This window comes from Kribbella antibiotica, from assembly GCF_004349055.1.
In the GTDB taxonomy this organism is placed as follows: Bacteria; Actinomycetota; Actinomycetes; order Propionibacteriales; family Kribbellaceae; genus Kribbella; species Kribbella antibiotica.
The window spans coordinates 1-10,757 of sequence record NZ_SMKX01000230.1 but is presented as its reverse complement, the minus strand read 5'-3'; the positions used below and the strand labels follow the sequence as shown (position 1 = coordinate 10,757).

General features: G+C 67.7%; 9 protein-coding genes. 6 read left to right on the top strand and 3 right to left on the bottom strand.

From position 1 onward, the window contains the following. Positions 1–946: 946 nt before the first annotated feature. Positions 947–2,689: a right-handed parallel beta-helix repeat-containing protein gene (locus E1263_RS40330; RefSeq protein WP_132177396.1), complete on the bottom strand. Its 1,743-nt coding sequence runs from the start codon at positions 2,687–2,689 to the stop codon at positions 947–949. Between the two features lie 182 nt (positions 2,690–2,871). Beyond that, a complete protein-coding gene (locus tag E1263_RS40325; protein ID WP_238162016.1) occupies positions 2,872–4,566 on the bottom strand; it encodes a right-handed parallel beta-helix repeat-containing protein in 1,695 nt (564 codons plus the stop codon). A 76-nt stretch (positions 4,567–4,642) separates the two neighbouring features. On the opposite strand from E1263_RS40325, the gene E1263_RS40320 reads away from it, so the two are divergent. From E1263_RS40320 to nadA, 6 genes are all read left to right on the top strand, one after another. Beyond that, the gene (locus E1263_RS40320) at positions 4,643–5,857 is read left to right on the top strand and encodes a glycosyltransferase family 4 protein (RefSeq protein ID WP_132177394.1); all 1,215 of its coding nucleotides are present in this window, start codon (positions 4,643–4,645) and stop codon (positions 5,855–5,857) included. Positions 5,858–5,939: 82 nt separating this feature from the next. Then, positions 5,940–6,344, top strand: a complete 405-nt coding sequence (locus E1263_RS40315; protein WP_132177392.1) for an adenylyltransferase/cytidyltransferase family protein — start codon at positions 5,940–5,942, stop codon at positions 6,342–6,344. Then, positions 6,341–7,075 carry a CDP-alcohol phosphatidyltransferase family protein gene (locus tag E1263_RS40310; RefSeq protein ID WP_132177390.1) on the top strand — a complete coding sequence of 245 codons (735 nt, stop codon included), beginning with the start codon at positions 6,341–6,343 and terminating at the stop codon, positions 7,073–7,075. The genes E1263_RS40315 and E1263_RS40310 overlap by 4 nt, the downstream gene beginning before the upstream one ends. After that, positions 7,075–7,491 carry an FAD synthase family protein gene (locus tag E1263_RS40305; protein ID WP_132177388.1) on the top strand — a complete coding sequence of 139 codons (417 nt, stop codon included), beginning with the start codon at positions 7,075–7,077 and terminating at the stop codon, positions 7,489–7,491. The genes E1263_RS40310 and E1263_RS40305 overlap by 1 nt, the downstream gene beginning before the upstream one ends. Beyond that, a complete protein-coding gene (locus E1263_RS40300; RefSeq protein ID WP_132177386.1) occupies positions 7,491–8,678 on the top strand; it encodes a glycosyltransferase family 4 protein in 1,188 nt (395 codons plus the stop codon). The genes E1263_RS40305 and E1263_RS40300 overlap by 1 nt, the downstream gene beginning before the upstream one ends. Positions 8,679–8,735: 57 nt before the next feature. Next, entirely contained in the window at positions 8,736–9,926 is a 1,191-nt protein-coding gene (nadA, locus tag E1263_RS40295) for a quinolinate synthase NadA (RefSeq protein WP_238162015.1), read from the top strand. Here the strand turns inward: nadA and nfi are convergent. After that, positions 9,923–10,564, bottom strand: coding sequence for a deoxyribonuclease V (gene nfi, locus E1263_RS40290; protein WP_132177384.1), 642 nt, complete (start codon positions 10,562–10,564; stop codon positions 9,923–9,925). The two genes, nadA and nfi, sit on opposite strands and share 4 nt — an antisense overlap. Between the last annotated feature and the right edge of the window lie 193 nt (positions 10,565–10,757).

The window sequence follows — 10,757 nt, the reverse complement described above, 5'->3', positions numbered from 1 at the left end:
CTCCAAAACTCCACCCCCTTCCGAGACCTCCTCATCACCCACGTCACCAAGCTCCGCTAACCCCACCCCGCCCGCGTCGGTGGGCGAATCCAAGTCCGGTCAGGACCAGCGGGCATAGTCGGCGTGTTCTCGGACGTTGCAGTGGCGCCGCATCCCGCCGAGGCGCTGCGCCGGATTGCTGAGCCGGACCGGGGAGCAAAACTGACCGAAATCGACAGGTAGAACTCCCCAGCGGCCGCCGTCCCACGCCACCACATGCGCCCGGGGACGGGGAACTGGGACCAGGGAAAGGAAGTTCAGCGCGGAGACCGCTGGCGCCAGGTCTCGGGCAACCGCTAGGTGTCTCCGGCCGCCACTTGCGCCCCGGGGGCAGGGAACTGGGGCCAGGGACAGGCAGCCGAGGGCGGAGACCGCTGGCAACAGGTCTCGGGTACCCGCAAGGTGTCTCCGGCCGCCACTTGCGGCGAGGGCGCAACAACCTGTCCAGCACTGGTGCTTTCTCTACGACCGGGGCTGCCACCGCCATCACCACCACCATCCCCATCCCCATCCCCAGCGCCACCTCGCGGCTGGCCTCGCTTGCTTTGTGCACGGTTCAGTCGTTTGCGAGAGCTGTTCGTGACTGGTGGGTGCACAAGGCGTGGTGTCCGGATGGGTGCGCATCGCGAAAGTGGGGACGAGGGGCGGGGTGCGGACAGGAAGTGGTGGGCTGGGACAGGGAATTACTTGTTCAAGGCCCCCGCGGGGTGTCCGGGGCCCCGGTTGGTGGCGGGCGCGGCTCGCTGCCGAGGGCTAGTCGGACCGGGGCGACCTGATCGCAGACGAAAGCCGCTGGGCTGGATGTTCCAGCCCTGCTCCTGCGCCTCGATGGGTACGTCGCCTGGATCGGCGAGCAGCAGCTGGACACGAACCAACAACTCGCGCGCCGGTTCGGAGAGTCGTCGTACTAGTTGGGTGGTGGTAGGCGGTTCTGCGTGAAGGTGCTGGTGGTGTCCAGGCCGAGCTGCTGCCATTGGCGGGCCGTGTACCAGCGGCCTGTCTTCTGGAAGCGGACCGAGGACAAGCTGTCGAGCCGGTAGGTGTTCTTGTTGAGGGTGACTTCACCGTCGGGGATGACGGCGCCGGAGTTCTGCACCATGCCGGTGGCGGTTGTGCCGCCGCGCATGGTGACCATGTTGCCGGTGACGGTGATGTCGCGGAGCACGTTCACACCCCAGGGGCCGGAGCCGCGGGTGCGGGACTGGATGGCGATCCCGTTCACGTTGTTCGCGACCACGTTGTCGCGGACGGCCACGTTGGACGAGGTGTTCACATTGATCCCGCCGCCGTCCCATAGCGACCGGCCGGAGCCGCGGCCGGTGCCGTAACCGTTGCCGGTGATCATGTTCTTCTCGATCACGCCGTTGCGGCCGATCTCGAACCGGATCCCGTCCGCGGCGTTGTCCGCGATCTTGTTGCCGCTGAACGTGCGGCCGTCGTCGTAGGCGTCACTCCACAGGCCGACCCCGCGGTTGTCCTTGATCAGGTTGCCGCTGACAGTCCCGCCGTTCGACCAGGTGGTCTTGATCCCGCCGGCTTCCCAGTCGGCGATCCAGAAACCGTCGGTGTTGTTGGCCTGGACGACGTTGCCGGTGATCGTGCCGTCGGTGGTGCTGTACTGACCGATACCGAGCTGGCCGTTGTGGTGGATGTTGTTGCTGTCGAGGGTGGCGCCGTCCGCGTTCACCAGCATCACGCCGACGGCGTGGTTCCAGCGGATCTCGTTACCGGTCGCGCTCCACTTCGGCCCGAGCACGAGCGCGCCGCCCTGAGGCGCCGAAGCGAAGTGCTCGATGGTCAGGTCCCGCACGGACACGCCGCTCGCGCGGGAGCCGATGGCGGTCGCGGTCTTCGACATCTCCACCGACCGCTTCCGCGGGTCGACGCCGAGGTAGATGGCGTTCGCGGCGTAGTCCGCGTAGAAGGTGCCGTCAGCAACTTTGTCGCGAGCGGCGACGCGGGTCAGGTGTTTGCCGTCCAGGAACACCTGCTCGCGGAGAAAGCAGATGTTCGCCACGTTGTCCTCGCATTGCCCGGTCTGCCCGTACGCCGGCGGCAGCGCGCCCTTGGACACCCAGTCACTCCCGTCGGCCGCCCACTCGGTGAGCGGGACGGAACCGGTCAGTACGGCGCCTTTGTCGCCGATGAGCACCTGGTTGGCCTTCGGGCGGATGGTCTGGCTGATCCGGTGCAGGCCTTCGGCGAAGCAGAACGTCGTCCCGGCCGGGGACTTGGTCACGACATTGGCCGCATCATCCGTCGGCAGGATCCGTACGCCGGCACAAGGCGGCGGGGTAGGAGTCGCGGGCGGCGGAGTCGGATCCGGCGTTGTCGGTGGGGTGGTCGGCGTCGGAGGAGTGGTGGGCGTGGGCGTAACCGGCCCAGGCGTGCTCGTCGGATCGTCGGCGGGCCCGATCACCAAAAGCTCGTCACCCTGCCGGATGTCCTCCGAACCGTCCCCGGATGGGGGAGGCACGGAATCCTCGGCCGAGGGGCGGAGGTTGTTGCCGGGAGCAGCGTCGTCGGGAAGGCGGATGCCGACGGAGCTGTCCGGGGCAGGGGCTGGGGTGCCGAGGGCCTGGGGGGTCAGGACCGCGACGGTCAGCGTGCCGGTGGCAACAACTGCGAGTACGGTGAGCGGTGCTTTCATTGAGGAGCCTCCGGGGGGCAACGTAGTTCCTCGGCGCACCCCCCAAGGCGCGACTTCAAGTCAGCAGCGTACTACTTCACGTAGTCGATGCAAGCCCATTCCGTTGCTTTACGCACCAATTTTACGAACGTTGCGGAAGGCATCGATCACACAGCGCGAAATTGGTTGCGAACAGTAATTGTTCAGTTGGCCAAGAAGGTGCTGACCGTGTCCAGCCCCGCGTCCTGCCAACCATCCGCGGTGAGCTTGGTCCCTGCCTTCGCGAAGCGCTTGGCTCCGAGCGCGTCGAGCACGTACCGATTCCCCGAGAACTCGACCTCACCCGTCGGCACCGGGGCCGCGGTGTTCTGGACGATGCCGGTCGCCTGCGTTCCGCCCGTCATCGTCACCGTGTTCCCGGTGACCGCGATGTCCCGCAGGACGTATGCGCCCCAGGGCCCGGCGCCGCGGGTCCGCGACTGCACGGTGATCCCGTTGACGTTGCCGGACACCGAGTTGCCCCGGATTGTCACGCCGGTCGACGTGTTCACGTTGATTCCGCCGCCGTCCCACAGTGACGTACCGGAGCCGCGGCCGCGGCCGAAACCGTTGCCGGTGATCACGTTGTTCTCGATCACGCCGTTGCGGCTGATCTCGTAGCGGATGCCGTCGGCCGCGTTCCCGGTGATCTTGTTGCCGCTGATGACCCGGCCGTCGTCAGCGACATCAGCCCACATTCCGACGCCGAGGTTGGCCTTGATCACGTTGTTGCTGACCGTGCCGGACGAGCGCGTCGACTTGATTCCGCCGGACTCCCAGTCGGCCACCCAGAAGCCGTCGGTGTTGTTCTCGCTGATCACGTTGCGGGTGATGGTTGCGGCGGCCGAGCTGTACTGGCCGAGGCCGAGCTGGCCGTTGTGGTGGATCAGGTTCTTCTCGACGCGGGTCTTGTCCGCCTTGACCAGCATCACGCCGACCGCGTGGTTCCAGCGCACGTCGTTCGCGGTGACCTTCCACTGCGGCCCGGACACCACCGCGCCGGCCTGCGGTGCCGAAGCGAAGTGCTCGATCGTCAGCCCACGCACGACAACGCCGGTGGCAGCGGACTCGATCGCGGTGGCTGTCTTCGACATCTCGACCGCGTGCCCGGCGGGGTTGCTCCCGACGTACAGGGCGTCCGCGGCGTAGTCGGCGTAGAAGGATCCCGGCGCGACCGAGGCGAGCTTCGCGACCCGCGTCAGGTGTGCGCCGTCGACGAAGACCTGCTCGCGCAGGTGGCAGATGTTCGCGAGGTTGTCCTCGCACTGACCGGTCTTCCCGTACGCCGCCGGCAGCACGCCGCGCACGACCCAACGGTCCCCGTCGCGCGTCCATCCGGTCAACGGAACCGACCCAGTCAGTACGGCGCGACTAGCGCTCGCCAGGACCTGCCGCGCCTTCGGGCGGATCGTCGTACCGATTCGGTGCACGCCGGCCGCGAAACAGAACGTCGTACCGGCTGCTCCGGCGCTGACGATCGACGCAGCGTCGTCGCCGGGCTCGATCGTGACACCGCGGCACGGGCCCGCAATCGCCGGCCCGGCTGCGGCCTGGTCGATGACGGGAATCGTCGGTGCGGTCACCGGGGGAGCGGACGGTGTCGGCTTCGCCGCAGGCGTCCTCGGAGACTTCGTGGCCGGTCGCGCGGACGGCGTCCCCTTGGTCGCAGGACGGCCGGGTTTCGGAGTGTGGTGCGTGGGCGCTTTGCTGCGCGCGAACGACGGATCCGAATTGATGCGTGACTTCACGGCACTTGTGGCGTTGTTCTCGTGTGCGATCACCGGGAGGGCGACCGTAACGACCGCGACGGCCGCAGCGATGAACGCTGCGAACCACGCCGTAGAGCGCTTCCTGCTCAAGGATCCCTCCGGGGTTGCGGTTCGACATCGGCCTGGAGACACCAGGCGTAGCCACCGCGAGACTTAAGGTAGTGCCATGCGGGTCGCCATGTTGCACAACCGTTACCGGAGTGGTCAACCCAGTGGCGAGAACACCGTTGTCGCCCAAACGGTTGATTTGCTGGGTAACTCAGGACATGAGATCGACCTCTACGCCCGAAACAGCGACGACATCGCCGCAATGGGGCGAAAAGATCGCGCATTGTTACCGTTCCGCTCCGTCTGGTCATTTTCGGCCGAACGCGATTTAACGCGGCTATTGCACGAAAATCGGCCCGATCTGGTGCATGTGCACAACACGTTCCCGCTCTTCAGCCCCTCGGTGCTGCGCGCTGCCCACAAGCTCGACCTCCCAGTGGTGGCGACGCTGCACAACTTCCGGCTGATGTGCGCCAACGCCGTGCTGCAGCGCGACGGCGGGCCGTGCGACTCCTGCGTCGGCAAGCTCCCGATCGCCGGCGTCCGGCACAGCTGCTACCGCGAGTCACGCGTGCAGACGTTGCCGTTGGCGACGAGCATCGGTCTGCACAACACCCTGCACACCTGGCAGCGCTACGTCACTACGTTGATCGCGCCGTCGGAGTTCGTGAAGGAGCGGTACGTCGCTCACGGTTTCGAGGCCGACCGCATCGTCGTGAAGCCGCACGCGGTGCCGCACGACGGCCAGGTCCGGACCGGACCAGGGGACGCGGTGGTGTTCCTCGGACGGCTGGTCGAGGACAAGGGATTCGCGGATCTGTTGCGGGCCTGGGATTCCTCGCTGGGCAAGCTGGTGATCATCGGGGACGGTCCGCTGCGGGCCGAGGCCGAGGAACGCGCCCGGCAAGACCTGTCGATTCAGGTACTTGGGCAACAACCTTGGTCGGCTTGTATGGAAGTTCTTCGCACCGCGCGCGCCGTCGTCGTGCCGGCGCGTTCGTATGAGACCTTCGGACTCGTGGTGGTGGAGGCGTTCGCGCACGGCGTTCCGGTGGTCGCTTCCCGGCTCGGCGCGCTGGCGGAGCTGGTGGACGACGGCGAGACCGGTGTGCTGGCCGAGCCGGGCGACGCCGAGAGTCTGCGCAAAGCGATCGAGCTGGTGACCGATCCGGCGACTTCGGTAGCCTTCGGTGAACGGGCCCGGCAGGTCTATCTCGACCGTTTCACCCCGGCCCGCGACCTCGCGGCCACGGAGGAGATCTACACGGACGCGATCGCCGAACACGGCCGCGGCCGGAAGGGACGCTGGGCACGTCGTGACGCAGGGGTATAGGGTCACCGCTGAAGGTCAGGTCTCGCAACGACCCGGCCGCGCAACAGAACGCTCCGTGGGGGAGCCGCAGGGGGAACACGTTTTGCCGCAGATCGGATATCTGGCCGGGGTCTTCGACCTCTTCCATGTCGGGCACCTCGACGTGCTCGAGCGGGCCCGCGCGGCCTGTGGCCGGTTGGTTGTCGGCGTGCTGACCGACGAGTGGGCGGTGGACGCGTGGGGCGCCCGGCCGTTCGTGCCGCTGGTCGAGCGGGTCCAGATCATCGAGCACCTGCGGGCGGTCGACGAAGTGGTGGTCATCGACGACGCCCAGGTTCTGACCGGCGCGCTGGTGTTCGCGGCCGATCTAGACGGAATTCTCGGTGTCGACGACCTGAGCGGTGTGGCCGTCGAGTCGCTGCAGGAGCTGCCGGTTGCCCGGGTGTCGCGGAGCACGATTCTGCGCGCAGCCATCGACCAGCGGCAGTCCCGCAGCTCGGTGGCATGACCGCCGGCTCACTGGGCGAGGTCGTCGCCCGCCTCTCCAAGGCCCAGAAGCCATCGGCCGGGACGCCGGCGTACTCGCGCTTCGTGAACCGCCGGATCGGGCGAGTCCTTGCCGCGGCTGCTTTTCTCGGCGGTCGGACACCGAATCAGGTCAGCATCGCGAGCGGGCTTTGCTCGCTGGCCGGGATCGCGCTGATCGCGACCGTTCGGCCGTCGTTCGGCTTGGCGGTGGCGGTGACCTTGCTGCTGGTTGCCGGGTATGGGCTCGACTCGGCCGATGGGCAGCTGGCTCGGTTGCGAGGCGGCGGTTCGCCGCTCGGTGAGTGGCTGGACCATATGATCGACGCGGTCAAGATCGTGCTGCTGCACAGCGCCGTACTGGTGTCGTTCTATCGGTTCGATGCCTTCAGCAACGAGCTGATCCTGCTCATCCCGCTGGCCTATCTGTGTCTGTCCTCGGTGCTGTTCTTCGGGCTGATCCTGATCGACCAGCTACGCCGCGGCAACGGTGGTGTCCAGAAGCCCAACGTGCGTGGCGATTCCGTGCTGAAGTCGTTGCTGATCGCACCGACCGACTACGGCGTGCTGTGCCTGGTCTTCCTTGCCTTCGGCATCCCGTCGCTGTTCGCCGCTCTGTACGGCGCTCTGCTAGCGATCAACCTGCTGTTCCTGGCCGCGGCCGTCGTCAAGTGGTACCGGGAGATGGCCGCTCTGCAGCCGGTGCGCGGCTGATGGGTGTCGTCGGCTACGCGCCGGGTGTCTACGACATGTTCCACATCGGGCACCTGAACATCCTGCGCCGGGCCCGCGAGAACTGCGATCACCTGATCGCCGGTGTCGTCGAAGACGACGTGGTGACCCGGATCAAGGGCCGGCCGCCGGTGGTTCCGCACGACGAGCGGATGGAGGTCGTCCGGGCCATCGGCTTGGTCGACCAGGTGGTCAGCGACTGGTCCAGCGACAAGTTCGAGATGTGGAAACAGCTCCGGTACGACGTCCTGTTCAAGGGCGACGACTGGAAGGGCACCGAGAAGGGTCTCCGGCTCGAGCGACTGCTCGGCGAGGTCGGAGCGCAGGTGCACTACTTCCCCTACACGGCCTCGACTTCGAGTACCGATCTGCGCCGCCTGCTGGAGGGTTTGAACTGATGCCGAGCCGGCCGAAGGTCCTGATCAGCGCCTATGCCTGCCGGCCGCAGGGCGGATCGGAGCCCGGCGCCGGCTGGGCCTGGAGCAAGGCCGCCGCGCGGGACCACGACGTCTGGCTGCTGACCCGCGGCAAGTTCGCGCACGAGATCGCCGAGGAGCTTGCGCTCCGGCCGATCCCCGGGCTGACCGTCGTACCGCTGGAGCTGCCGAAGTGGGTGCTGAAACTCCGCCGGCGGCCGGCCGACGTCTACTGGTACTACCCGCTGTGGCAGCGGCTGGCCGCGAAGACCGCGCGCCGGCTGCACGCCGAACACTCGTACGACGTCATCCACCACCTGACTTTCGCCGTCGACTGGATGGCGGCCGGGGTGGTGCAGCCGTCGTCGGCCAAGGTGATCTGGGGGCCGGTCGGTGGATCCACCACCGCGCCGCTGTCGATGTCGCATTGGCTCGGCGGTCGGGGTGTGGCCGGCGAGCTGGTTCGCCGTGTCTACACGGGGATCCGCCGTCGGCTGACCGGCCGCAAGGCGGCCCGGACCGCCGACCTGATGGTTGCCCAGAACAACGATGTCGCCGAGGTCTTCCAGCCGTACGCCCAGCGGATCGTCGTCCAGCCGAATGTCGCGATCAGCCGCTTCACCGCCTCCGGGCCGTACGAACCGTTCGGCCCGCCCGGGACGAAGACGGCCCTGTTCGTGGGCCGGCTGATCCCGTGGAAGGGCGTCCTGCTCGCGATCAGCGCGCTGGCCCGCCCCGAAGCGGCGGACTGGGAGCTCCGGATCATCGGCGATGGCCCCGACTGGGAGCGTGCCGAACGCCTGGCGCTTCAGTTGGGCGTCCGCAACCGGGTCGAGTTCACCGGCCAGCTGCCGCGCGAGTCCGTCCTCGCCGCGATGTTCCGCGCCGACGCCGTCCTCGCGCCCTCGTTGCGTGAAGCGGCTGGCTGGGCGGTCACCGAAGCGCTCGCCTCCGGTTGCCCGGTCGTCTGCCTGGACCGCGGCGGGCCCTCGGTCATCGTCGGTCCCGGCGAAGGCGTCGCCGTACCGTGGCGCGGCGACGTGGTCGGCGAGCTGGCCAAGGGCCTGGCCTCCCTCGACGGCCGCATCACGCCGGTCGACCGATGGGGACCGGATCGGCTGCCAGACCTGCTGGCCGACTGGTACGCCGGAGTCCAGGTTTCTCGTTGAATTTCAGGATCCGGGCAGTGACGTCGGCCACGTGACCGGGCCTCGCAACGTGCGACGATGGTTGACGTGACGACGATTGCCGATGGGCCGAAGTCTTTGCCGTTGTTGTTCCTGGGTCAGAACACCGATCCGCACTCCGAGCGGGGCGTCGAATGCCCCGGCGCGTTGCCGCCGGCCTCCGACCCGGATCTCGTCGAGCGGGCGCTGAAAGCCAAGGCTGCGCTGGGTAACCAGGTGTTCGTGCTGGGTCACCACTACCAGCGGGACGAAGTGATTCAGTTCGCCGATGTCACGGGGGACTCGTTCAAGCTGGCGCGGGACGCGGCCAACCGGCCGGATGCGCCGTACATCGTGTTCTGTGGTGTGCACTTCATGGCCGAGTCCGCCGACATCCTCACCAACGACAACCAGACGGTGATCCTGCCGGATTTGGCCGCCGGTTGCTCAATGGCCGACATGGCCCGCATCCAGCAGGTCGAGGCGGCCTGGGAGGCGCTCGCCGACGCCGGTATCGCCGACACGACTGTGCCGATCACGTACATGAACTCCAGCGCCGACATCAAGGCGTTCTGCGGCCGCAACGGTGGCGCAGTCTGTACGTCGAGCAATGCGGACGTCGCACTGGAATGGGCGTTCGAGCAGGGCGAGAAGGTGTTCTTCCTGCCCGACCAGCACCTCGGGCGCAACACCGCGGTGATGAAGATGGGCATCTCGCTCGACGAGTGCGTCGTCTACGACCCGCACAAGCCGAACGGCGGACTGACCCGCGAGCAGTTGGTCGCGGCGAAGATGATCCTGTGGCGCGGGCACTGCTCGGTCCACGGCCGCTTCACCCCGGAGTCGGTCGACGACGTCCGGTCGCGCGTTCCCGGCGTACAGGTGATTGTGCACCCGGAGTGCCGGAACGAGGTCGTGACGAAGGCCGACCTGGTCGGGTCGACCGAATACATCATCAAGACTGTCGAGGCGGCCGAGCCCGGGACGTCGTGGGCGGTCGCGACCGAGCTCAACCTGGTGCAGCGACTGGCCAAGCAGAACCCGGACAAGAACATCGTCTTCCTCGACAAGACGGTCTGCTACTGCGCCACCATGAACCGGATCGACCTCCCGCACCTGGTCTGGACCCTCGAGAACCTGGTCGCCGGTCACGTGGTCAACCCGATCAAGGTCGACGCCGACACCGAGCGCTATGCCCGGATCGCGCTGGACCGGATGCTCGCGCTGCCCGGCAAGACCGCGCGCGACTAGAGCGCGTCGCGACACAGCCTGTCGGCGGCCCGCGTGGTCTCCGGCAGGCGGTAGCGCGGGCTCAGGTGCAGCGTGTGGCTGATCGCGGTCGGCAAGCTCACGCGGTGGCCGACCGACACGTACAGCGGCTTCACTCCGTCCTGAGTCCGTACGACGGCTCCGACGACCTCGCCGTCCAGCACCAGTTCGGCGGTCGACCCACGAGCCGAGGCGGGGTCAGCGTGCGTTCCGACGAACGCCGTCTTCGCGACTCCGATCGCCGGGATCCCAGTCAGCACACCCACATGTGATGCGAGCCCGAACCGCCGCGGGTGCGCGACACCCTGCCCGTCACACACCAGCAGGTCGGGAGTGCTGGTCAGCTGCTCAAGCGCGTCGAGCAGCGCCGGCACCTCGCGGAAGGCGAAAAGCCCCGGTACATACGGAAACTTCGTCGTACCGGGCACCACCGCTCGATCGACCTCCGCGAGCGTCGCCCACTCCAGTACGACAACCGCGGCCGCGAGGCGATCCCCGTCGTACTGGACGTCCAGCCCAGCCACAAACCGCGGCGCGCGCCCGTGATCGCTCCGGTCGACCTGCTCCCGGAGCTCCTCCTGTACGGCGATCGCCTCGGCTGCGGTGGTAGGCCAGTTCACCTGGTGACTCTAGAACGCACGCGGCCAGTGGCCCGGTGGTGGGCGGCACGAGCGACTGTAGGTGGTCGCCCACTGCGTACTTGGCGGCTCTCCGCGTGGCGTGGCGTACGCGGATCGGGCACTACCTGCAGTTGTTCGTGCTGGGCGGGCCAGCCGTGGCGGCATTTGGTGGGTGGGCCCATGGGGTTGGGGG

Coding starts and splice junctions, on each gene's coding strand:
- nadA (WP_238162015.1), top strand. CDS start 8,736: ATGGTTGACGTGACGACGATTGCCGATGGGCCGAAGTCTTTGCCGTTG.
- E1263_RS40320 (WP_132177394.1), top strand. CDS start 4,643: ATGCGGGTCGCCATGTTGCACAACCGTTACCGGAGTGGTCAACCCAGT.
- E1263_RS40305 (WP_132177388.1), top strand. CDS start 7,075: ATGGGTGTCGTCGGCTACGCGCCGGGTGTCTACGACATGTTCCACATC.
- E1263_RS40310 (WP_132177390.1), top strand. CDS start 6,341: ATGACCGCCGGCTCACTGGGCGAGGTCGTCGCCCGCCTCTCCAAGGCC.
- E1263_RS40300 (WP_132177386.1), top strand. CDS start 7,491: ATGCCGAGCCGGCCGAAGGTCCTGATCAGCGCCTATGCCTGCCGGCCG.
- E1263_RS40330 (WP_132177396.1), bottom strand. CDS start 2,689: ATGAAAGCACCGCTCACCGTACTCGCAGTTGTTGCCACCGGCACGCTG.